This window comes from Oscillatoria sp. HE19RPO, from assembly GCF_024220515.1.
GTDB lineage: Bacteria > Cyanobacteriota > Cyanobacteriia > Cyanobacteriales > Laspinemataceae > Laspinema.
This window is the reverse complement of record NZ_JAMXOT010000047.1, coordinates 1-23,542: the sequence shown is the minus strand read 5'-3', so window position 1 is coordinate 23,542 and position 23,542 is coordinate 1. Positions and strand designations below refer to the sequence as shown.

16 protein-coding genes are annotated in these 23,542 nt (G+C 48.4%); 7 read left to right on the top strand and 9 right to left on the bottom strand.

The genetic code is table 11. The features are described from left to right. Nucleotides 1-309: 309 nt before the first annotated feature. Together NG833_RS05410 and dacB are read right to left on the bottom strand one after the other, a co-directional pair. Entirely contained in the window at nucleotides 310-5,478 is a 5,169-nt protein-coding gene (locus tag NG833_RS05410) for a PAS domain S-box protein (protein ID WP_254564284.1), read from the bottom strand. 733 nt (nucleotides 5,479-6,211) lie between these two features. After that, entirely contained in the window at nucleotides 6,212-7,732 is a 1,521-nt protein-coding gene (gene dacB, locus NG833_RS05405; protein ID WP_254564283.1) for a D-alanyl-D-alanine carboxypeptidase/D-alanyl-D-alanine-endopeptidase, read from the bottom strand. Between the two features lie 588 nt (nucleotides 7,733-8,320). Here dacB and NG833_RS05400 point away from each other — a divergent pair. Both NG833_RS05400 and NG833_RS05395 read left to right on the top strand, forming a co-directional pair. Continuing rightward, on the top strand, nucleotides 8,321-8,761 hold the full coding sequence (locus NG833_RS05400; protein WP_254564282.1) for an Hsp20/alpha crystallin family protein: 441 nt from the start codon (nucleotides 8,321-8,323) through the stop codon (nucleotides 8,759-8,761). A 490-nt stretch (nucleotides 8,762-9,251) separates the two neighbouring features. Further along, a complete protein-coding gene (locus tag NG833_RS05395; RefSeq protein ID WP_254564281.1) occupies nucleotides 9,252-10,466 on the top strand; it encodes an HhoA/HhoB/HtrA family serine endopeptidase in 1,215 nt (404 codons plus the stop codon). A 162-nt stretch (nucleotides 10,467-10,628) separates the two neighbouring features. Here the strand turns inward: NG833_RS05395 and NG833_RS05390 are convergent, their stop codons facing one another. The 5 genes from NG833_RS05390 to NG833_RS05370 all read right to left on the bottom strand — a co-directional run bounded on the left by NG833_RS05390 (nucleotide 10,629) and on the right by NG833_RS05370 (nucleotide 16,187). Then, nucleotides 10,629-11,057 carry a type II toxin-antitoxin system VapC family toxin gene (locus NG833_RS05390; RefSeq protein ID WP_254564280.1) on the bottom strand — a complete coding sequence of 143 codons (429 nt, stop codon included), beginning with the start codon at nucleotides 11,055-11,057 and terminating at the stop codon, nucleotides 10,629-10,631. After that, nucleotides 11,057-11,323: a hypothetical protein gene (locus tag NG833_RS05385; RefSeq protein WP_254564279.1), complete on the bottom strand. Its 267-nt coding sequence runs from the start codon at nucleotides 11,321-11,323 to the stop codon at nucleotides 11,057-11,059. Before NG833_RS05385 ends, NG833_RS05390 begins: the two co-directional genes overlap by 1 nt. 85 nt (nucleotides 11,324-11,408) lie before the next feature. Next, nucleotides 11,409-11,732 carry a hypothetical protein gene (locus NG833_RS05380; protein WP_254564278.1) on the bottom strand — a complete coding sequence of 108 codons (324 nt, stop codon included), beginning with the start codon at nucleotides 11,730-11,732 and terminating at the stop codon, nucleotides 11,409-11,411. A gap of 266 nt (nucleotides 11,733-11,998) precedes the next feature. Next, nucleotides 11,999-12,862, bottom strand: a complete 864-nt coding sequence (gene blaOXA / locus NG833_RS05375; protein WP_375293881.1) for a class D beta-lactamase — start codon at nucleotides 12,860-12,862, stop codon at nucleotides 11,999-12,001. 487 nt (nucleotides 12,863-13,349) lie between these two features. Beyond that, the gene (locus NG833_RS05370) at nucleotides 13,350-16,187 is read right to left on the bottom strand and encodes an ATP-binding protein (protein ID WP_254564277.1); all 2,838 of its coding nucleotides are present in this window, start codon (nucleotides 16,185-16,187) and stop codon (nucleotides 13,350-13,352) included. Nucleotides 16,188-16,602: 415 nt separating this feature from the next. Between NG833_RS05370 and NG833_RS05365 the strand changes: the two genes are divergently transcribed. Then, nucleotides 16,603-16,806: a hypothetical protein gene (locus tag NG833_RS05365; protein ID WP_254564276.1), complete on the top strand. Its 204-nt coding sequence runs from the start codon at nucleotides 16,603-16,605 to the stop codon at nucleotides 16,804-16,806. A gap of 348 nt (nucleotides 16,807-17,154) precedes the next feature. Here NG833_RS05365 and NG833_RS05360 read toward each other — a convergent pair whose 3' ends face one another. Next, nucleotides 17,155-17,370, bottom strand: coding sequence for a DUF2949 domain-containing protein (locus NG833_RS05360; protein ID WP_254564275.1), 216 nt, complete (start codon nucleotides 17,368-17,370; stop codon nucleotides 17,155-17,157). Nucleotides 17,371-17,765: 395 nt separating this feature from the next. Here NG833_RS05360 and NG833_RS05355 point away from each other — a divergent pair, with 395 nt between their 5' ends. Next, the gene (locus NG833_RS05355) at nucleotides 17,766-17,936 is read left to right on the top strand and encodes a hypothetical protein (protein WP_254564274.1); all 171 of its coding nucleotides are present in this window, start codon (nucleotides 17,766-17,768) and stop codon (nucleotides 17,934-17,936) included. 244 nt (nucleotides 17,937-18,180) lie between these two features. On the opposite strand, the gene NG833_RS05350 is transcribed toward NG833_RS05355, so the two are convergent. Beyond that, a complete protein-coding gene (locus tag NG833_RS05350) occupies nucleotides 18,181-20,745 on the bottom strand; it encodes a VIT domain-containing protein (protein ID WP_254564273.1) in 2,565 nt (854 codons plus the stop codon). A gap of 344 nt (nucleotides 20,746-21,089) precedes the next feature. Here NG833_RS05350 and NG833_RS05345 point away from each other — a divergent pair, with 344 nt between their 5' ends. The 3 genes from NG833_RS05345 to NG833_RS05335 form a co-directional block, all read left to right on the top strand. Continuing rightward, on the top strand, nucleotides 21,090-22,154 hold the full coding sequence (locus tag NG833_RS05345; RefSeq protein WP_254564272.1) for a ParA family protein: 1,065 nt from the start codon (nucleotides 21,090-21,092) through the stop codon (nucleotides 22,152-22,154). Continuing rightward, nucleotides 22,138-22,887, top strand: a complete 750-nt coding sequence (locus NG833_RS05340; protein WP_254564271.1) for a HEPN domain-containing protein — start codon at nucleotides 22,138-22,140, stop codon at nucleotides 22,885-22,887. The genes NG833_RS05345 and NG833_RS05340 overlap by 17 nt, the downstream gene beginning before the upstream one ends. Nucleotides 22,888-22,957: 70 nt before the next feature. Beyond that, a partial coding sequence (locus NG833_RS05335) for a Uma2 family endonuclease (RefSeq protein WP_254564270.1) occupies nucleotides 22,958-23,542 on the top strand: 585 nt, incomplete at its 3' end.

Sequence of the window (23,542 nt, the reverse complement as noted above, 5' to 3'; positions counted from 1 at the left end):
ACAGAATTCCATCTGGAATCCCGGAACATGGGAGCGCTCCTCTGCCTCATCCCCAATACGGTTGTTAAAAGTCGATTTTCTCTTCAGCCTGCATAGGCAGGCTTTGTCTGTGTAGTCCCACCCTTGAGGGTGTGGGTTTTTATAGACCTAGAGCAACCCGATTCCGTATCAGTGCGGCCAACAGCTTCTCTATTTTAACGAGCAAGAGCGCACCAACCGGGCAACTTCCCGATTTCACCGGGTCCCTCAACTCCTCAAATCTGTCCCGAATGAGGCCGGGAGGGAGGGAGTTGGGGGAGTGGGGAAGAATCACGATCGCCCTTTCAACGGCGCGATTTCCTCCACAATGGGCGACGGGGTAGGCGAATGAGCCCGAGGGTTGTTCTCAGAGGGTCCCGGATGATCCTGAGTCAACCCTTCTTCCTGGCGATCGCCTGATTCTACCGCAATCCCTGAGCCTTGGGTTGCGGTCCTAATCCAATCAGAATTTTTTTCCCCTGAGTCTGGATTGGGCCGTTCCACCGGCAGGGTGAAATAGAACGAACTGCCCTCACCCACGACACTTTCCACCCAAATCTGACCACCGTGATGTTCGACAATACTGCGACAAATCGCTAACCCCAAGCCTGTCCCGCCCTTCTTGCGAGAATCGGAGGCATCAACTTGTTGAAAGCGTTCAAAAATTGTCTCTAGTTTATCCCGAGGAATCCCCCGTCCCCGATCTTTAATCTGAAACAGCACTTCAGGAATGGACGAATCGAGGAAATCTGGAGACCCTGGGGAAGTGAGAGAGGCAGATAACCAGACCTGACCCCCTTCCGGCGAGAACTTGAGTGCATTACTCAGCAAATTAGTCAAGACCTGAAAAATGCGATCGGGGTCTGCCCACAGTTGCACCGGAATCGGGTTGACGCAGATGGTCACCCCGGCCTTATCCGCCATTGTCCGCATGGCATCCGCTGCGGAGATCGTCAAATCAGCGGCATTGCAATACTGCTCAACCATCGTCACTTTACCCGACTGGATGCGCTCCAAATCAAGAATGTCATTAATCAACCGGACCAAGCGATCGGTATTCGACACCGCAATCTGTAACATCCGCCCTGCCTTTTCCGGATAGGACTCCAGCAGTCCATTCGCCAGCAGACCCAAAGATCCGCGAATCGAAGTTAAGGGAGTTCGCAGTTCGTGACTCACCACCGAAATGAATTCATCCTTCATCCGTTCCACCCCCTGACGTTCCGTAATATCCTTGAACGTGAGGACCGCCCCCTTAATTTCATTTTGTTCTTGAATCGGGGTCGTGATGTATTCCACGGGAAAACTCGTGCCATCCTTGCGCCAAAACACCGCAGTGCCGTGATGGACTGACCCATCAGCGATCGCCGCATAAAGCGGAGGCGCTAAACAGTCTTCCCCCCCATCTGGAGGGTCCCCCACCTCCTCCGGCAGAAAGTTGGCTCCCAAAATCATCGTCAACGGAGCCCCCAACAATTCCCCCATGGAATATCCCAACATTTTCGTGGCAGCGGGATTGATAAACGTCGTATTGCCGCGAATATCCATGCCGCAGATACCTTCCCCTGCGGAATTTAAAATCAACTCATTTTGATGGCGCAGACGTTCCAGGGAATCCTCGACCCGCTTGAGGTCCGTCACATCCCGGGCGATGGTGGAAACTCCCGTAATCCGCCCTGCCGCATCTTTAATCGGAGAAATCGTCAACGACACATAGATCGGCGAGCCCTCTTTCTTCAAATGCACCGTTTCATAATGGTCAATGCTCGATCCTTGGCGAATCCCTTCCAACAGGCGTAACTCGCTCTCTTGGCGATCGGGCAAAATCAAAATTGAAATCGATCGCCCCTTCACTTCCTCGGCAGTATAGCCATAAATTCTCTGAGCACCGGCATTCCAGCTTAAAATCATCCCATCTAAGGTCTTGCCAATAATCGCATCATCGGAAGACTCCACAATGGAAGCCAGACGCAGCCGTTCCTCTTCTACCTGTTTGCGTTCCGTGATATCCCGACCAATCACGACTAACCCTTTGCGACTGCCATCGCTGTGAAACAGTGGCACTTTCAGGGTATCTAAAATCACCGCAGAGCCATCATAACAGGGAATCACTTCTTCCTTATGGCAGAGAATCCCATGTTTCCATGCCTCCTCATCGGACCGTTCGCACTCCAAAAACGCATCCCGATAAAACGAGTTCAACTGTGCAATCTCGGCATCGGTTTTCCCTTGATAATCCCAATCTCTCATGTCAAAGACTTTCAGCATCGCTTGGTTTGCTTCTAACCAAGCCCCGCGACCATCTTTAAAACAGATCGCATCAGGCATGGCGTTAATTAAAGTTCGCAATTGTTCTTCACTTTCGCGCAAGGCGGCCTCAGTCTGTTTACGGTCGGTAATATCCGTTAAGACACAGATCGAACCGACTCGTTGATTGTTTTCATCGGTCACGGCATCCGCCCGCAGCCAGATGGAAATCGTATTGACGGTACTGCGATCGCCCCCTAGGGGTAAGACAAAGGACCGATGAGTTCGTCCGCGCATCAGCACTTCTGAACTCCAACTATTGCCCTGGTGAATCAGATTAAACACTTCGTGACCCAAGGTGGAATCTGCAAATAAAGAAGGCAGTCCACCGGCCTGATTCAGTTCCTCCACGGTGCATTCAAATAAATCTAAAAAGGCGCGGTTATGATAGATAGCCTGCCCGGTAATATCGATAGTTAGGACGGCATCACTGGTACTTTCCACCGCTTGGGTGACGCGGATTAAGGCTTGTTGGGCTTGTTCTCGTCGGGAGATTTCGGTTCTTAAGCGTTCGTTGATCCGCTGGAGTTCAGCAGTCCGTTCCGCCACCAGTTCTTCCAGGTGGTTGCGGTAGAGTCGGAGTTCTTCTTCGGCTTGTTTGCGCTCGGTGATATCCTCGACTAAGCCGATCGCAAATTGCCAGCAGTTTTGAGTATCTCGAATCGAAGAGAGACTCAGCCGGACCCAGATGCAGTGACCTTGAGCATGGATGTAGCGTTTTTCCAGTTGGTAGCGATCGCGCTCACCGGCGACGAGTTCCTGAAACAGTTGTCGGCTGGTGGATAGGTCCTCGGGATAAGTAATTGACTCAAAGGTAAAGTCATGCAACTGAGCCTGAGTGTATCCCAGCATCCCCTGAAGGGCCGGATTCGTTTGCAGAAATCGTCCCTCTAAATCGATGATTTTCATCCCGATCGCCGCCCCCTCGAAGGTGGTGCGGAATCGATTTTCACTCTCGCGCAGGGCCTCTTCGGCTTGTTTGCGTTCGCTGATATCCCGGCAGGTATAAAGCAGGGTTCCCCCTTCGATCGCCACTTGTTTGACGCTCACCAGTAAGGTTCTGGGGTTTCCGTTTTTATCTACGATGGTCCGTTCCAGGTTGTGAATTTCCCCCAGGCGATCGAGTTCTTCTGCTGCAAACAGGTCATCACCCAGGAGGTCGTTAATGTAGCGCCATTGTTGGGCTTCTTCTACGGAATAGTCACAGATGAAGCGCACGGCGGGACTGATATAGGTCAGCGCCCCATTGCTGTCGGTGATAAACACCGCTTCGGAGATATTGCTCAGGGTGATCCGGTGGAGTTCCTCGCTGGCGCGTAAGGCAGCCTCCATCCGCTTGCGATCGCTCAAATCTCGGGCCACGGTGAGCAGGTTTAAGATGCCATTTTTTTCGCCAATGGGGGTGGCGGCTAATTCCACGGGAACCATAGTCCCATCGACGCGCACAAACTGTTGTTCGATAAAGGGAACGGCTTGATGTTCGGTTAAAATCTGCTCAATTCGTTCCTCGACCAGGGCGCGTTTGTCGGGATGCACGAAATCCAGGACAGGTAACCCCACCAAGGCTTCTGGGCTGGTGGCCCCTAGCAGTTTTGCCCCGGCGGTGTTAATAAAGTCGATTTTGCCCTCACTGTGGACAATAATGGCTTCTGGGGAAAGTTCAACTAACCTCCGGTAACGCTCTTCGCTTTTGGCGAGGGCGGATTCGGCTCGTTGGCGTTCGGCGCGATCGCGTAGGGCGACGATCCCGTAGGCGAGGTCATTGGCGAGTTCTCCTAAGAGTTCCACTTCGGCAATATCAAAGGCATTGGCGGTTCCTGAATAAATCCGCAGGGACCCAAAGGTTTTGTTTTTGCCAATCAGGGGTAGGGCAATGGTAGAGTTCAATCCTTGGTTGAGGGCCAATTCTCGCCAGGGGGCAAAACTGGGTTCGGTTTGGATATTTTGCACCAGGCAACATTTACCCGTCTGAATGCAGGTGCGGGTCATGCCTTTAAATTGTCGGTTCGGTTTCCAGGATGCCTGGATTTGTTGTAAATACTCCCCCGCCTCTCCGGCGAAGGCGGCAGGTTGCGGGGGGTGTTGGTACCCCGATTGCGTGGCGTCTTCCGCTTCCGACAAGGCGACCCAAGCGAGTCGATAGCCCCCGGTTTCGACGATGATCCGGCAGATCTCGTGGAGGAGTTCGGATTCTTCCTGGGCACGGACCATGACTTGATTGCATTCCCAGATCGTGGTGAGGGCGCGGTTGAGGGAACAGAGTTCCATTTCTACGGCTTTGCGATCGCTCAGATCATGGGCAATCACGGAAAATCCCACTAATTGTCCCTGAGTGTCTTGCAATGCCGACAGGGTGATATTGGCCCAAAACCGGGTTCCGTTCCGTCGCCTGCGCCATCCTTCATCTTCACATTGTCCGGCAGTGGCGACGAGTTGGAGTTCTTGCTGGGGTTTGCCGGTGGCAATATCTTCTTCCGGATAAAAACAGGAGAAGTGATTGCCGATAATCTCAGCAGAGGAATAACCGAGCAGTCTCTGTGCGCCGCGATTCCAACTGGCAATCCTTCCGGTTGAATCGAGCAGAAAAATGGCGTAGTCACGGATTTCTTCGACAAAAGCGCGGAAGAGTTGATCTTTTTGTTGCAGGTGTCGTTGCAAATGGGGGCTACAGGCAGTCGGGGATTCTGCTGGGTTGGGAGGATGGGCCGCCCAGAGGGATGGGGACTCGCAAGGGCTAACTCGGACGCGGGTGCTTAAGAGTTTTTCGACTCTCCAGAAGAGTTCCGGCGGCTGGATCGGGGCGGCGATCGCATCGTCATATCTCCGGACTCCCAGGGTTCTCTCCTGGGTTGCGCTTTCTTCTGCTTCCCGATGGGATTGCAAAATATCCCACTCTCCGGGATGAATCACCAACAACAGGGGACAATCACCCGCTTGGCTGGGGTTGCCCGATTCCCCAGACGAACGGTAAGTCGCCAACCCGAGGCGATCGCTAATGCATAAATCTAGGCCATTCCAGCCCGGGTGAACTTCCCCCGCCACCCTCTTCACCTGGTTTGATTCGACCGTTACGACTTCATAGCGTGGGCTTAACTGTTGTATTAAAAGGTTACGGGTTTGGTGTTCCTCAATTAGGAGCAAAATGCGGTTCATAATTCACCCTAGTGGTTGCGGCTCCGTCTCAGTATGATGGTTAGTCACAGCGTCGGAGTATGGAACTTTCTTGGGCAGATAGCCTCCCCTGGCTTCCTCTCTACCCCGCTTGATGCTCGCCCTAAAAGGCTCTTAGGCTTAGATCCCTTATCAGAATGATTTAGGTTCGCTATATATCTTCCGAATCTTTCCCCAAATAGATATCCCTATATCCTTAGTTTAAATCATTCTTGTAGGGGTTAAAAGCAAATCACCCCTACATTTTCCAAGAAAGAGGAGGGCGCGGAATTGTCCAATGGAGGGAGACCCGGGAGAAATCCAGACCCCTCTTCAAACTCCCTACTCTAGCGGCTTTGTCTGTCTGGGTTTTTTTACGGTTGGTGGGATTTAGAGTGGTAAGTTTTGAGGAGTTCGAGGGGTATTGGGAAAATTTTATGCCCGTTGCTCTTTCTACCGTAATTTCCAATCCTTGCCTTGTCAAGTCAGGGTTTAGGGAACGGCCATCTCTTCCACACTTCACCCTAACTAAAAACCCTGGGGAATTACCACTCTTGCTCCAGGCTTTATTGTTAATTTTTATAACCCATTGCCCCTCCCCATCCGGGCTTTCTTGTTAATTTTTATTAAAAATAGGTCGAGTTTGTTTCCTTTCAACTTGCCCAGCTGAAGGGCTCGACCCCCTACGACGACGGGGGCAGGGGGCAATTTGGGCGAAAATTAAAGACCTAGAAAATTAGCAGCGTTCCAATCGCGTCAACACCACCACAATTTCATCGATCGCCGCTCTTAACATGGCCGCAGATTGGTCCGATTGATTAACCAGAATGCTAAACAACACCGTATTATAGTCCGAATTGGGAACATACCCCGACAACCCAGATACCCCCGTTAACGTACCCGTTTTCGCCCGAACCGTTTGCGCTGCCGGGGTATTCCGAAATCGGGTTCGCAATGTACCACTCACCCCCGCTAAAGGTAACGCTTCCCGGTAAATCTCAAAATAGGGAGAACTCGCCATCCCTCGCAGGGTTTGCACCAAGGATTCGGGACTGACTAAATTTCGGCGAGAGAGTCCAGAACCATCGACTAACTCATAACTGGTGGGATCGACTCCCAATTCCGTTAAAGCAGCTTTCAACACTTGTAAACCCGCCTCCCGCGTCTCTTCTGGCAAAGGATTGTTGCCTTTCCCTTGGGGATTGGCACCGAGCGATCGCAGCAAAATCTCTGTATAAAGATTGTTGCTCTTTTGCAACACTTCCACCGTCATTTCAGATAAGGGAGGTGAGACGATCGCCGCTAATTCTTGCTGATTCGGCATATTTCTAAACTGGTCACTCACCATCTCCCTTCCCGTAGTAATTCCCACCCCATTTAACGCTTGGCGGAAATACCCTAAAAAGTTCTCCGCAGGTTCTGCAACAGAAATCGACACATCTTCTTCCGGTGAACCGACGTGCAACTGACCCGCCACTCGCACAATCGGTCTACTGAACTCTCTGCCTACTTCCAAAAATTCCGGGGAATCCGTCGAAACCGTCGTGGAACGATTCTCAATTTGCCATCGGGTTTGTTCCGTTGGATTCGCCCAAGTTACCGACAACGGTTGTCCTAATCCCTGGGGAGTCAAGGTAAAATCCACACTATTTTGATTAAAAATCAGACTATTAACGGGTGCACCATATCCCGCCTGGACATCTTCCCATTCCCAGTTAGGATGGACGGGAGACCCGATGAAATAACTATCTTCCCCGATCAGTTCCCCAACTTGACGGATGCCTTGTTGCTGCAATTGTTGGGCGATCGCCTCTAACTGAGTTTTCCCAATCGTCGGGTCACCCCGTCCCACAATCCGCACCGAGTCAATCCGGTCCCCAGTCGGATTAGAACCATAAACCGAGGTGCGAATCCGAAAGTCAGGACCAAGATGCTGTAACGCTGCCGCACTTGTGAGCAATTTAGCAGTCGAGGCAGGAATGAAAAACTGCTCAGAATCCCGACTGTAAAGCGTGCGATCGCCGGAACCATCCAAAGTTTCCACCAGAATACCCCATCGGGTGCGCCGTAACTGAGGACGATTGATAATCCCGGCGATCGTCGGTTCCAACTGCGACTGACAAAAGCGCGGAGGTGGAGAGGATGGCGGCGTTTGTCCCTTCACCGGGGACGGCACATTAACCAACATCAGCATCAATCCCAGCAGATTCAGCGATTTCAGGGATTTGTAAAGGCGATCGCGAGTCAATCTCAACATAAGCAGAAACCACAGTCCAAATAAACAACAGTGAATCATCAGCAAAGCGCGCACTCCCAGGAAAAAGCGCCCCTTCCCAGGAATCCAAACGCCGGGGTATTCACCCGATTTAAACCCCAATCCGGGAGACCCCTTCTCTACCCCCCAAGGATTCTACCAGTTCCCCAATGTTCGTAGTAACAACTTCAGTCGTTCTCCATGTTCGTAGTAACAACTTCAGTCGTTCCCAATGTTCGTAGTAACAACTTCAGTCGTTCTCCATGTTCGTAGTAACAACTTCAGTCGTTCCCAATGTTCGTAGTAACGACTTCAGTCGTTCCCAATGTTCGTAGTAACGACTTCAGTCGTTCCCAATGTTCGTAGTAACGACTTCAGTCGTTCCCAATGTTCGTAGTAACGACTTCAGTCGTTCTCCATGTTCGTAGTAACGACTTCAGTCGTTCTCCTCTCTACAGGTGCGGTAATTTACACTCACCCCATACCCAAAACCGAACTTACCCCTCCCCTAAACTTAGATATATTAATTCCAGAAAGAGGTAAGCAATTCAAACCTCAACCTAACATCAAGTCTTGAGGAGGCAACCTATTATGGCACTCATTCGTTACTCCCCTTTCCGGGAAATTGACACCCTACAACGGGAAATGAACCGCTTATTTGACACCATTTCTTCCTCCCCCGAAACAGAAAATGGCGGACTGACCTTCGTTCCTCCTGCCGAACTCTCAGAAACCAGCGATGCCATTCACCTAAAACTAGAAATTCCCGGCATGGAACCCGAGAATTTTGATGTCCAAGTCACCGCCGAATCCGTGTCCATTAGTGGAGAACGCCGCTCCCAAACCATCACCGAACAACAAGGCATGACCCGCAGCGAATTTCGCTATGGTCAATTCCGCCGCGTCATTCCCCTCCCCGCTCGGGTGAAAAATACCGACGTGCAAGCCGAATACAAAAATGGCATTCTCCAGCTCAATTTGCCCAAAGCTGAAGAGGAGAAAAACAAGGTCGTTAAAGTGAACATTGGCTAACCTGAGTTTAGGGGGTTGAACTTGAACGGGTTTGCCCCCCTCAACCTCCAGCAAAGTGGTTGATTGACCTAATATCTGCGAATTAACAATCTAGTCAAAAGAGAAACCCATTTTCTGGCATTCAGGATTTCCTCAGATAACAATTCCTTGGGTTTGAAGGGAACTTTTTGGGGACAAATCTCTGAGGGTCTGAAAAATCCAATAGGGTGGATACAGTAGAGATTAGAAACCGGGTTTTTTACCAAGTTCTGGATAAGATCCACAAATGAGGGCCAGAAACCCGGTTTCTTGTCCTCAGTCTTGAAGAGGGAAGCGACTTCTGGGAAGGGTTTGGGGTTACCTCAAAACTTTCCAGAATTGACTAATCTATCTTCAGAGGATTGTGAGTGCAGCCGAGTTCGATTACAGTGGAATCAGGGGAGGGTGATGGGGTAACCCGTCGCCTCCTCGATTTTCGCTCTTACTCTACGGACGGATATAAATAATCACGATGTCTTTTTCTAAATTTTGTGCGAATTGGCGAACCCTTATCACTTATTTATTAATGGGGATTTGGAGTGCAGTCGCCTGGTTAAACCCCCTCGGGTCACTCTCTGCGGCAGCAACTCCCTTGTCTGCGGTGAATTCCCTCCCCGCCAACCCGGTAACAGTGGCCCTCCAACCCAAGCAAAACCTGGGAAGCACAGGCAACTTTGTCACCGCAGCAGTTGATCTCGTCGGACCCTCCGTGGTCCGCCTGAATACCGAACGCACGATCGCCCGTCGGGATGACCCATTTTTTAATGATTCCTTGTTCCGAGAGTTTTTCGGACCGGATGTGCCAGTCCCCCAGCAAGAAGAACTCCTGCGGGGTCAGGGTTCGGGGTTTATTATCGACGGTGATGGGTTGATTCTCACTAATGCTCATGTGGTCAGTGATGCCGATCGCGTCACGGTCACTTTAAAAGATGGTCGCACATTTGAAGGGGAAGTGCGCGGGACTGATGCGGTTACCGATTTAGCGGTGGTCAAGATTGACGACCCCGGAGAACAATTACCCGTTGCGCCGTTGGGAGATTCCTCACAAGTGCGCGTGGGAGATTGGGCGATCGCAGTCGGTAATCCATTTGGGTTAGATAATACCGTCACATTAGGGATTATTAGCACCTTAGAGCGATCGTCCTCCCAAGTCGGCATCCCCGATAAACGAGTGGACTTTTTGCAAACCGACGCCGCCATCAACCCCGGCAACTCTGGCGGTCCCCTATTGAACGATCGCGGTCAAGTCATCGGCATTAACACCGCCATTCGTCCCAACGCCAGAGGGATTGGATTTGCCATTCCCATCAACAAAGCAAAAGCGCTCACCGATATATTATCCAGAGGTGAGACGGTGACTCATCCCTTTATCGGGATTCAGATGGTCACCTTAACCCCGGATCTAGCGCGCCAAAACAATCAGGACCGTAATTCTAACTTAATTGTCCCAGAAATCAATGGCGTGTTAGTGATGCGAGTCTTGCGAGATTCCCCCGCAGAAGCGGCCAGATTGCGCCTTGGAGATGCGATCGTGGCCGTAGATGGCACCCCCATCACCAGCGCCGACCAATTGCAGCGCATCGTCGAAAATAGCGGCGTCAATCGCGACCTCCGTCTCACCGTTCAACGAGGTCCTCAAACCCTAGAACTCACCGTGAGAACTGCTCAACTGAGTAACACTCGGTAAGAACTGGGACCGATGTAAGGCAATTTCCCTAAATTCCCTGGATTGCATCCATTCCCACCGCTCCCCCACGAGTTACTTTCTGATTCTGTTGGTGAATTACGCCCTAGCGTTGCGCCAACAGAATCCTTACGTTAGGCATCCTGAAGACCAATAAAAATAGCTTCAGTTTTTAGGTATAAATGCCCGTTCAAAAAATTGCTTTCGATAACGTCTATAAACATCAAAATCACTATCCAAAGTAGCAATAGCCGGAATATTCAGCCGTTCAGAAATTGCAATGAGAGACAAATCAGCAAAATCTCCCGGCAAATCTGCATACTGCTGATTCAGTTGAGCAATTCGCGTAAAATCTTCAGGAATCAATTGGATGCATTCATAAAGTTCTATAGCCAGATCATGAAGAAACTCATTTTGTGTACGCCAATCTTGACTAAGTAGCCACATAACCTCAGTAGCACAACTCACCGTAGTGACTAGATGACTTGTACATCTTTCAAAGAAGACTCGGACCTGTTGATGATAGCGATCGGTGGAACTGTAGTAAGCCACTAAAATTCCACTATCTACAATAATTACAGGATGATAAATCATTACGAATGATGTGGGGAATGCTTGTTCTCCAAATAATTAGCAATTGCTTTTTTTCGATTGGCCCGTTCTGATAAACCAGGGGGCGCATCTTCTAACAAATGTTCAGGATGTCCCCCACGTCTTTGAACAATACTTTGGTGGGGTTGTAAACTCAACCAGCGTTCTTTAACCAAGCGTTTAATCAATTCATCACTGGTAATTTTTTCCCTGGCCAAAATTTCCACTAAACAGGCTTCCGTTTCTTGATCTAGTTCTATATTCAGCATGAATCCCTCGGATTTGTGATGAAGGTCTAATTATACCTAATTTACGCCAACTCATACCACCGATTATAAAGTCTTCCATCAAACATCAGTAAACAGTTTTCTGTTCATTTCCCCATCCCTCTTGAGGGGTGACCTTTCCCTCTAGCTCTGAGACTCGTTTGACTCGAAAAACAATTCTCTCTTTCATCCTCCCGACTCCTTCGGTATCAAAACAGTAAAAGCCGATAACAATACCCGCAAAAAATGCCGGTTCTTTCTGACCCCGGTGTAAATAAAGCTCACAGTCTATCAGCTCAAATGCTTTTTGACGTTTAACCGACCAGTATCCGGTTTCCCACTCATCTCGCTCTGGGTAAACTTGGGTTAATTGTCTGACGTGCTCTCGCTCAATGAAATGAATTTCTTTCATGATTTGCTGTCCTCAGTTACTCTAATTCATGGTATGTATTGAATCCCCGTATTGTAGACCCTTATTGTAGACCCGTCAAGGTCGAGTGAGCAAGTGGAGGGCGGGAAGCGAAGAACAAGCGCAGGGTTTGCTAAATCTCTAACGCTTCTATAGTAAGTGTAAATGAATTGGTGATTTTTAGGAGTGAGAGCATCTTGCTCTGGATGAGCATTAGGGAGCAAGATGCTCCCACTCCTTAAGTTTAAGCTCAGAATAGTTTAGACTGGCTACAGCACTCCGATATCTTGCAAACACCGCCGAGTTAACTCAATTCTAGCGGGTCCATCTTCGGGCTTGTTAATATCAATATTAGTTGCAAAAAAATAAACATTATCTCCGGTTTCTACATAGCCCACAAACCATCCAATATTTTGGAGAGATTCATTTCCATATCCAAACCAACCTGTTTTGGCTCGAATGGTGTAGTGGGGAGTTTGTTCATAAATCATAATCTCTTTGACTAAGGCAAGAGTCTGCTCAGAAAAGGGTAAATTGTTTTCGTAGAGACGGCGCAGAAATTGCACTTGTTGTTGGGGGGTGATTTGGAGGTTTCCCTGTAGCCAAAATTGGTCTATTTCTTCGGGTGTGCCAATGTTTTGATTGCCATAACCGACTTGGGTTATCCATTGCTGCATTCGCTCATATCCGATGCGGCGCGCTAACACTTGATAAAACCAGACGGCAGAGAGTTTAAATGCTTCTCTCAGATTCAAGTCTCGATTCCAGGTGGGAATTGTTCGGGGAATTCCATCCCAGGTTAACACTGCTAGTTCATTTGGAATGACGCTGGTTTCTAGGGCAATCAGAGAGTTGAGGATTTTAAAGGTTGAGGCGGTGGGGAAGGCGGTTTGATTGCGTTGGGGGTTATGTTGCCAGATGCGATCGCCATTTAATTCAGCAATGATTATTGAACCTTCAACCCCTAACTCTTGGAAATGTTGCCCAAAGTTAAGGTTCTGAGAAATCTCTTCAGAAACAAGAACCTCATCCCTGGATTGTCCAAGGCTTGATGCAGGTTTGATGTTGACTAAAATGGTAAAAATTAGACAGCTTAATGAAACAATAATGATTGGATTAGATGATTTGTTTATACGAGCTATCTGTTTCTCGAATGGTTTAATACGGAATCCGGTTGTCAAAGGTCTGTAAAAACCCGCACCCTCAAGGGTGGGGCTATACAGACGAAGCCCGCCTGCGCGGGCTAAAGAGTAAAAACGACTTTTGAACTCCGGATTTGGGCTAAAACCAGGCTTAGGCAGATATTGAGAATTCACCCTAAATGGAGAGGCGATTCGCGAATCGCCTCTACATTTAGTATTTAATGTTAAAGATTGCGCAAGTTCTGTAATATGGGATTTCATTAGGGCAAATTTCGATGAACTAAATTGATTCAAAATGATAGGGTTGGATAATTAGCTTGAAAAAGGTTTGGAAACCAAACCCCTCCATGATGTTGGAGGGTTTGGAGACCAAACCCCTACATAAAATACCGATTTTTTGTCATTAAATTGGCCCACTTGACAGGGCGAGGATTAGATAATCTGACGCACCTGAGAGGGCAATGAACTGGATGATGAATTACTCATCATCAAATATCCATCCTTCTTCTTCTGGCCATGTTTTGTCAGGGTCTGAGGACAGAGTTTCGGGAAAATTGGGGGTTAATTTGGACTTGAGTGCCTCGGCATTGGCGGAATTTTTCTGGAGGTTTGCGGGTAAATAAACGGTGAAGGTTGAACCCTCTCCGGGATTACTTTCTACGAATAAATCTCCACCCATGAGTTGACACAAACTCCGGGCTACGGCTAATCCTAATCCAGTACCCGCAGTATGATGGATATCAGAGGTATGGATTTGACTAAATGGCTCAAATAGCTCTTGCAGTTGTTCGGGGGTGATGCCGATGCCGTTGTCTCGGACTCGAAAGGCGATCCATTCTTCGGTGGTTTCTAGTTCAGGTTTACTGAATTTGGAGGCGGCATTTAAGAGTCGGAAATCTGGGGTATCTTCTCGGGTAATTTCTAAGCCGATCGCCCCGTTTTCGGTAAACTTGGTGGCATTATCTAACAAGTGCCACAATACCTGCTGTAGTTTATGCCGATCGCTACAGATTATCCCCCACTCCGCATCCCCTCCCATCGTCAAGGTATTCTTATTCGTAATCAGCTTATGTTCAATTTCCGCCAGAATCATGGCGATCGCCTCACCCACCTCGAAGCATTCAACTTCCAGTTGCATCCGACCCAACTCAATCTTAGAATAATCCAAAATATCATCGATCGCCACCAACAAATCTTTCCCCGCTTTATTAATCTGCTGCAAATCCCCAAAGAAAGCCCGATTGCTCACCCCTAACTCTTTCGCATCTTCCTGCAACAAATCGCTATAACTGATAATCGTCGTTAACGGCGTCCGCAATTCATGGCTCATATTGGCAAAAAATGCACTTTTTGCCAAATTCGCGGCTTCTGCGGTGGCTTTAGCTCTTTGCAATTCCGTTTCAACTCGTTTGGTTTCCGTAATATCCCGGGCAAAAATGCAGTTATATTCTTTCCCCTTAATTTGAAAATAGTTAATGGTAATTTCTACCGGAAAAATCTGATTATCCTTGGTGCGATGATGGCATTCCAAACGGACGGACCCAAATTCTTTTATTTCCTCCCAGTATTCCGGCCAAACTTCTGCGGGTAAATCGGGGTTGATATCATGCACACTCAGGGACAGCAGTTCTTTGCGCGAGTAGTTCAACGTGATGCAAGCGGCATCATTGACATAGAAAAATCGGCCATTGGGAGTCAGCCAAAACACGGAATCCGCTGCATTGTTGATGGAAAATTCCAAAACGTCGCGGGTTTCTTCCAAAAGGCTGCGGGTGCGAATTTCCCCTTGCAATTGGTCGATCGCCTCCGTCAAATCTTTAGTCCGTTCGGCAACGCGGGTTTCCAGTTCCTCATTGGCTTTTTGGAGTGCAGCTTCAGCCGCTTTGCGATCGGTAATATCAAATCCGATAAAGACTGCCGCCTGTCCCTGCTGATATTTGTGAGAGACCACCAAAAAGTGCCGATTCACCCCGCGAACCGTCATCTCAATTTCGTGCTGTGCTTCTTTTGCCGGATTTTCAAAAAATTCCGGGACCAGGTGATTAAACTTCGGCGACCCCTTTAAAAAGCCGATTTTTTTGCCGAGGAAGGTGTCGGGATTGGCGTTAAAAGTTTTCGCCAAGTACCCATTGACCCCCAGATAAACTAAATCGGAACTAAACCAAGAAATGCTCCCGGGAACGGCATCTAAAACCGCTTGGAGTTGGTCGTTGGCGGATTCGAGTTCGGTTTGAGTTTTGATGCGATCGTGAGTTTCTAAGGCCAGGGCCGTATAATCGGCAATGGAAGCGACAAAGTTCCGTTCTCCTAATTTCCACCTCCGAGGGATACCGCGATGTTCGCAGCAAACAATCCCGACGATTTTGCCACTAATGCGAATGGGTGCATCTAATTTGGAGGTAATGCCGAGGGGGATGAGGTAGGTATCGGCTAAATCTCGGGTTCGGGGATCGGTGATGGCATGATCGACGGAAATGGCACGTTCGGTTTCTAACGCTTGGAAGTATTGAGAATAGGGAGCAGTCAGGAGCAGACTGCCGGAGGAATGCAGGCGATCGGTGCGTTCGTAGAGATTGATACAGGTAATCTCAGTCTGGTTATTATCGTACAACCAGACTCCCACTCGTTCGACGGCGAGGGTATTGGCGGCAGCTTCGGTAATTTCAGCGATCGCCGCTTCTAAATTTCCCTCATTCTGGGTTTTGCTGCGTGCGAGTTCGACGAGAATCTGACTTTGGCGACGCAAATCGCTTTCATCCGATCGCGATCGCCGGTGGGAATTGCTGGATGCTTTGGGAGTGAACTGATTTAAGGGGTCTCCATTCTCTGAGGTTCTCCCTGTGATTTCTCTCAACAGCAGCAATCCACCGATTTCACCCGTCTCGGTTTTCCAGGGATGCACCTCCCACTTGACTCGTTCGAGGCGATCGCCATCTGCGCTCAACTCTTCCTCCCAGGATTGTACCCCCCCTGCTAAACAAATCGCTTGGACCTCTTTCCAGGATTCGAGGGAGAGGACTAGGTTGCTACTTCCTGCTTCCTCTGGGTTGTCGGTTGTCGGTTGGGTTGCGCTAAACCGAGGCAGGATTTCATAATGAGAACGACCCAGAATCGACTCAACCGGGGGAGTCGGAGTCTGGGTTGCTGCTGAGTCGGGGGAGTGGGGGTTGCCATCGCGACTGGCAAACCCGCAATCTCGCAACCATTGGCGACTGGCAAACAAGTATCGCATTTGGCGATCGACCATCGCTATTGCCTGGGGAGTCTGTTCCAAAAATATCTTGAGCAGGTGGAAATTCTCTGGGGAGTACAACATGAGGAAAGCTCCAACAAGTCGGCTATAAGGTTAAAGGAGCGATGAGGTACAGGCAATAGCTTGATTGTTAGCTACAGTGTTCAGCACCTGGAAATTCGGGCAGTTTTTCTGAGCTTTTGAGTCTGAGGAAAGCTGCACCTATTTTTGTTTTAGCAAGTTCTGGGAATTTTTACATCTTTCGGGTCTTTACGGGTCCCTGGGTCAATGGGGGAGGGACCACTTGTACCCTGGGGTGCATGACAGTTTGGATGCGAAACGGACCGGACTTGTGATAGGGGTGGCGATGAAAACGTTACAGAACGCTACAGAAGGGGTCCCTAACGTTAAGCTTTGTTGCAAAGCTAGACGTTTTGTAGAACTAATGGTAACTTTTATTGGTATTGGACTTGACGCGAGTTGAGGTAAGGAGAACACTTTGGCTAACAATCTGAATCAACACCACTCTGCTATCGTTCGTGAAGATATCAGTGAGTATGTGGCACACCTACAGCTTCACATGACGTTACAAGCGCGGAATTTAGTCCCGACGCTGACTCAAACTGCTGGCGATAGTCGAGAACAGTTGTTACAGCAAACTCAAGCTTACTTTGAAAAGCAGGTTTCGCGACAACCTCTCTAGCTTCAATCCCAGGCTCGTCACGGATTTGTTGTTAAAATTTTCCGCTTTTTTAAACAATTGGGGCTTGATTGCTCTGAATTGTTGTTGGGGAGGGTGCGCTGGCAAGGCGATCGCCCGGTCTCTATCCACTGGCTCTATCAAGGGGCCTATTTCTGCCTGGAACTGAACGGATTCATGAAATCATCAAAAAGATTTCCGTTTCTAGCTCAGAAGCGGAAATCTTAAATTTTTTGATTAAATTCAGACCCGAAGGCGATCGCCCAATTGCTGTTTCCCGTTAAAACTTTAATGCTCACGAGTGACTGCATCCTCAGTTCTATCAAGTCTCATCCTGGTTGGTCCTCCGATTTAGAGATGTCCGTCGAGCGCCGTTCGGTTCTCCAGCCAGTCGAAAATTCGCTCAAGCTGTTCCAGGGAAACTAACCCATACTGCCAAAGAATCATCGGTAAAGGACCGAGGTTCTGTTCTCCATGCCGGAGGGCCATATCGATGGAGGAAGGCGACAGGGCCAACTCTTCTTGTAAAAATTTTACCAAGTGTCCGTAATTGTTAGAGAGTTTCACAAATTTTTCAACCTTTTGTTTTGTTATTGATTCAAATTATTCGGGGTAAATCACCAGACTACCTCTACCCCCAGGCAGGGAAGAGAGCAGCATCTCAGGTAGATTTCTTAATCCGGATTTTGATTCGCCCAGGACTCACGTTTCTAGGGTCGTGCCTGTGGCGATTGTTCGGGTATCTGGGTAGGTGGATCGAGCTTTGGGTGCAAGATACAGGATTCCCCCAAGCTGGGATACAGCCTAGTTACGAATGGACGGAAACCGGATTGGTAAATACTCGTTGATGCGGTTAACGGCGAGGTTTAACTCAACAGGTTAAGCTGAGGATGACTCGGGGTTTTCTTTCTCTGAGTTCAATCTATCTATCTATCCATTCCCACCGACCGGAATGCCGCTGGATGTTTACCAGAGATAGCAGCCAATGGTTTGCTTTAAGACTTAACCGCTCTGCTTCCAAAACAGCGATCGCCGCTGTCACGAGGGTGCAGGCGAATTTTTCTCACTCCCCACTCCGAATTGAAGACGAGCTATCGATTGACTTGACGCGAACCCCATTGGGGACGGGTTGAAGCTTAGGCAACAGCGATCGTCTCTCCACCGCTTTTGGCTTGATTGGAAAAGCGGTTTAATAAAGATAGCACGCTCCTTTGGTTTTGACTAGGCTCTGAAGACAGAAAAATCTAAATTAATTGTAAAGTTTTTTGTCCCAGAGAGAAAAAGAACCAGGCGGGGGGTCAAGGCGCTTGTGCTGATGCCAGTCGTCATGACCCCCCGCCTATAGCTTCAGGTGCTTGAGGTGGGTTTAAACCGCCTCTAGGCGGAAATCCGCACCCGCAGCAGTACGGTAGTGGCGAGGGAGCCTACCGATCGCCAGCTAAACAGCCATTGCCGAATTGCCTCTACCAGTTCCGGATCATCCCCAGAAGACTGCTCGTCATCCAGAATCACCTGTTTCACTCGTCCTTGCTTAATCCGCAACTCCCAAACCAGTTCCCCACTCACCCCAGGAGGAAGCAGCATCGATTGTAGATAGGCTGTCAGCGAGGCGATCGCCTCAGCCTCTAATCCCGTCACACTCACAATCTCTAACCGCTGTGGCGGCATGGGCGGTTTTGGTGCTTGAAAGGTGACATCAATAGATTTTGAAGGGGACTCCAAGCGGCGAGGGGCCTCAAATTTGGGGGCCGATGAAGATTCATTTTTGGCTTGATCTCCACTGTCAAAGTAGGATATACCACCAAAATCTTCCTCCTCCTCAAAATCAGCATAAAAATCAGCATCCCCACTGTCTGAGGATTCTTCCGGAAGCGGCGATCGCATCTTGTCCACAGACGGTTCTGGCATCGAAATCATGAAGCACTTTTCTTGGTCCTCCGCTCGCTCATTATCCAAAAAATTGACATCTATGGATACACTCCGTGCCATCTGGCGCTGAGGAGCCATTGCACGCTTCGATCTTGCCGCTTGATAGGGTGCCGGTACACTGGCAAGGGAGCCAAAAACGCCCTCAGCGTTGACGCCTTCTGGCATTTCCACCGGCACCTGCACGGAAACCACCGCCTCGGGATGCTCCACGCGCACCTCCTCGCTCACGGCAACAAAGGCTGTATATTGACAGAGGAGTTGATAGGCGATCGCCGTCTGGGTGACTGCTTCAACGCCAGACTTGGTTTCTCCACTCACCATCTGATTCATCAACGCCTTAATGCGGGAGCGTCCCCACAATTGGGCGACAGCCGGATTTCCCTCGCAGTCAAACTTCACCTCAAACCGTTGCTGATAGAGAGTACCCCCCGCAGCGATTCCCGAAACCTGCAAGGTTCCCGAAACCGCATCCGGTTTACGTCCAAACAAAACCAGGGGTTGTTCCGCAAACAAATCCGGTGCGATCGCCGGATAAATCACCGGAGATTCCCCCTCACCTTCCCAACTCACCTGAATATTAGCCAACACCGGATTATTAATTTGCCGGAAGAACCGATCCACCGTCTCATCCGGCGCTTCATCATGACGAATCACCCGGGAAATTCCCCGTCCGAGTTCGGCAATCCGATTGAGCAAAAACCGATTCACCGAACTCCCAGCACCAAAACTATAGAGACGGTTTCCCGATTTAAGATGGCGCTGCACCTCGGTCAAAATTTGACTCTCATTGCCGATATATCCATCAGTAAGCAGAACAATACTCCGCAATCGTCCTGGGTCGGTCACCGGGAAATTTAATACCGCTTGAATGCCGCGTAACAGTTGCGTTCCCCCGCCAGCCGTCAACTGATTAATATAGGCGATCGCCCGGTATTGATTTTGGGGAGTATTGGGGAGAGGAACCGGAGAAAGCTGCTGAGTCGTATCACAAAAATCGATAATACTAAAGGTATCATCCGGGTTCAATCCTTGGATAAACCGACGCATGAGTGCTTGACATTGGCGCAAGGGAGGACCCATTTGAGAGCCAGAAGTATCAATCAAAAAGACTACATCTTTGGGAACAATTTGTGCCGGAGCATATTCCAAAGCCGGGATAAGATACAGGGCAAAATGTCCGCCTTTGTCCTCAGATTCAGTCAGTAAGGTCGATTGAGTGGTTTCTGACGCCACCTGATAACGGAGGATAAAGTCTTTATTGGGAATCGTATCGCTGCCAACCAACCCCACGCGCACGAGGCGTCCTTGATAGGAAATTTGGAGTTGATGAGAAGGCGATCGCACCGCTTGGATGTTCACTCCCGCATCAATTTCCACCGTCATATTAATATCATGACCGGACCGAGTTCCCTGCGGTAAAATAGGCGCATTTAACCGAGAGGCATCGGGAACTAAATTTGTATCTTGATTCTGAGACATCGGTCCCGGTGCGGAACCCGAACCTACCGCATTTTCTCCAATGGGAGTACCGGGGATATAGCGCGGACCCACGACCATTGGAAAGACAAACTCATAATTTCCTCCTTCAAATTGCAGACTCGCCGAATAGCGAATAATCACATCAATTTGCTCACCGGGTTGGATATTAGCCAGGGATTGGGTGAAGATATTATCTCGTTCTTGTTCTAAGAGTCCAGCAGTGCGTCCTTGTTGTTTCGCTTGCTGGTAAATTTGTTGCGCTTCTTCGCGTTGTTTGATGTGACCTTTTATCGTGCGGCTGCCTATTTTAATGAACATTTCATCCACCGCCGCTTCATCCGGCAACGGGAAAATATAGACCGCTTCTAAAGTCGTCGTAAAGGGATTTTCAAAGGTTTGGGTAACTTCCACCCGGGACAGATTTCCCGCAACTTGAGCGCTCACTTCCGTATGTTTGAGGGGAAACGCAATTTGCTGAGAGTCCGGGGTTTCAACGTATAAACCAGCCGGTTTGCGATCGAGCATCTGAGACATAAGATTGGCCTCCATTTCTGTGCTGTCTTCACTGTAAGCGGGTTCACCCGAGGAAAGTGCTCAGTTTTGTGCTCAGTTCAGTGTTCAGTCCCAGGTTCAGGGGTGGAGGGTGGGTGGGGGCAAGGGTTGCTGTCGGCTCACCAGTATGGTAAACTCAAAAGTATTAAATTTTACCCTGTTCTAGTTTGAGGGTCCAAACTTGTCAGCCTTGGTGATGCAGGAATTAGCGAAAATGCTATAAAGACCCTTAAAATCAAAACAAAATTACAGAATTAAAATGCTGATTGCCTTGAAATAGCAAACATTTCAATAAAAAATTAACCAATTAATTGGAGGTTGATTCAATGGTTCAAAAAATTGCCTTGTTTAATCACAAAGGCGGAGTCAGCAAGACAACCACCACCTTTAACCTGGGGTGGATGCTGGCCTCAAAGGGTAAGAGAGTCATTATGGTGGATGCAGATCCACAGTGTAATCTGACGGGGATGGCATTAGGGGAAGAAACCGAAGATGATGAAGCGAGAATAGAAGGAATTTATCATACCTATTCTAATATTAAAAAAGGGTTAGCACCTGCTTTTGAATCCCAGCCTAAAGCCATTGAAGCGGTAGATTGTATTCCGATTAAGGGTCAAAAAAAATTATTTTTACTACCGGGTCATGTCGGGTTTGCTGAATATGAAGCAACTCTAGGGATTGCTCAGGAACTCAGTGGCTCGATTCATTCCCTCAGAAATTTACCCGGTGCTATTACCGATTTGCTTGATAAAACAGCGGAAAAATTTGACGCTGATTATATTTTAATTGATATGAGTCCTAGCTTAGGTGCAATCAATCAAAATATCCTGATGACTAGCGACTTTTTCATAGTGCCAACTCCCGCTGATTTTTTTGCAGTCATGGTAATTGATTCTTTGGCGAAAGTGTTACCTAAATGGTACGCTTGGGCTATTAGAGCGAATTCGCTTCAACTTTTGAAAGAAGCGACCTATCCATTCCCGGATGTCAACCTTAAATTTTTAGGGATTATTGTACAAAATTTCCGGATCATTAATGGGAGAGAAACAAAAGCATTTACAACTTGGATGCCAAAAGTAGAGCAGAATGTTAAATCTAAATTAGTTCCCCTCTTAAAAACCCATAATATGATGTTGCCAGAGCAGGAATATTTTAATCAAGATATTAAAGATGATTTTTGCTTAAGTAAAATTTCAAACTTTAATTACCTGATTGCCCTATCTCAACAGCATCAAGTGCCAATTTACGAGTTAACCACTCAGCAATTAGGTCAAACCGGAATAGTGCTAAAAAATAATCAAAAAAAGCAGGAGGAGTTTAGAAAGACATTTTCGGATTTAGCCGATAAAATTATAGGACTAACTTCTACGGCTTATGCAGTCAGCGCTTGACCAATTTCGGATTAGCATCAGTCGAGTGAGAGACTTGATTGCTCTTCATAACTCGCTCAATGCTCAATCGACGACTGCTTTAGATTTATCGGATATGTTGCGATCGGCCCTTGTACTAGGGGTGAGTGCCTTGGATTACTATGTCCATGAAGTTGTCACTTTGGGAATGCTGGAGATTCACCGAGGTCAACGTTTGGAACCCGCCCCTTCCCCAAACAGTGCTCAATCCTCATTTTCTCGCTTTCAAGTTTCATTAGGGGGTGCTAGACAGGATCGCTTGAAAGCATTAGATATTGCCTCATGGCTAGAAAATGACATTGCCCAAACACAAGGACCAGCATTTTTACAACAGTCTTATACTGTGTCAGCGTTGTTGCCTGCGATCGCCACAATTATTCAAAACCAATTGAATAATACAGATTGGCTAGAAGATGAAATTCGGGAACGCCTGGGATATCAGAGTTTTCAACACCCGGACAAAATAGCGGATGCCATTCGATTAATTTCTGATAAAAAGCTGTGGGAGGAAGTGGCGAATCAAATGGGGAAACCGCAGAAGGATATTAAACAACAACTCAGGGCGATCGTCGATCGCCGGAACCAAATCGCCCATGAAGCTGACATCGATCCGACTTATGGAATTGGTAGTCGCCGGGATATTGAGGCAGTTTTAGTCACGCAAGCTGTTGATTTTATTGAGGAGATTGTCGAAACGATTCATCAAATTTTGTAAAAAAATAATATATCTCAAGCCACTTTTAATCCATTACAATCAAATCAGAGCGGTATGAGGATGAGCCACCATGATCGCAACCCCCATAAAATTGGAAAACGTCACCTTGCAATTACCCTGGGACCTGCACCTTCAGGTGACTCCAGAGCAATTTGCTGCGATCGCCTCTGTCAACCCTGAGTTAAAACTAGAACGGACTGCCACAGGAGAATTAATTGTGACTCCCCCCACTGGAGGCGAAACGGGATATCGCAATATCAGAATCGCCTATTTTTTAGTCAAATGGATTGAAGAAGAAGGGGGAAATGGCATTGCCTTTGACTCCTCCACCGGATTTACCCTCCCCAATGGTGCAAATCGTTCTCCCGATGCCGCTTGGGTGAGTATAGAACGTTGGCAAGCATTAACCCCAGCGCAGCGCAAAGGGTTTGTTCCCTTATCTCCTGATTTTGTGATTGAATTGCGGTCCGAGTCGGACAGTTTGGCAAAACTGCAAGGCAAGTTACAGGAGTATATCGACAATGGGACACAATTGGGTTGGTTAATTGACCCGCAACAGCAACAGGTGGAGATTTATCGCGCCGGACAAGGGGTGGAAATTGTGGTGAATCCGAGTCAATTATCTGGGGAGACGGTGTTACCGGGGTTTGTGTTG

Coding starts and splice junctions, on each gene's coding strand:
- NG833_RS05400 (WP_254564282.1), top strand. CDS start 8,321: ATGGCACTCATTCGTTACTCCCCTTTCCGGGAAATTGACACCCTACAA.
- NG833_RS05390 (WP_254564280.1), bottom strand. CDS start 11,057: ATGATTTATCATCCTGTAATTATTGTAGATAGTGGAATTTTAGTGGCT.
- NG833_RS05350 (WP_254564273.1), bottom strand. CDS start 20,745: ATGTCTCAGATGCTCGATCGCAAACCGGCTGGTTTATACGTTGAAACC.
- NG833_RS05370 (WP_254564277.1), bottom strand. CDS start 16,187: ATGTTGTACTCCCCAGAGAATTTCCACCTGCTCAAGATATTTTTGGAA.
- NG833_RS05355 (WP_254564274.1), top strand. CDS start 17,766: ATGTTTACCAGAGATAGCAGCCAATGGTTTGCTTTAAGACTTAACCGC.
- NG833_RS05380 (WP_254564278.1), bottom strand. CDS start 11,732: ATGAAAGAAATTCATTTCATTGAGCGAGAGCACGTCAGACAATTAACC.
- NG833_RS05340 (WP_254564271.1), top strand. CDS start 22,138: ATGCAGTCAGCGCTTGACCAATTTCGGATTAGCATCAGTCGAGTGAGA.
- NG833_RS05395 (WP_254564281.1), top strand. CDS start 9,252: ATGTCTTTTTCTAAATTTTGTGCGAATTGGCGAACCCTTATCACTTAT.
- NG833_RS05410 (WP_254564284.1), bottom strand. CDS start 5,478: ATGAACCGCATTTTGCTCCTAATTGAGGAACACCAAACCCGTAACCTT.
- NG833_RS05345 (WP_254564272.1), top strand. CDS start 21,090: ATGGTTCAAAAAATTGCCTTGTTTAATCACAAAGGCGGAGTCAGCAAG.
- NG833_RS05385 (WP_254564279.1), bottom strand. CDS start 11,323: ATGCTGAATATAGAACTAGATCAAGAAACGGAAGCCTGTTTAGTGGAA.
- dacB (WP_254564283.1), bottom strand. CDS start 7,732: ATGTTGAGATTGACTCGCGATCGCCTTTACAAATCCCTGAAATCGCTG.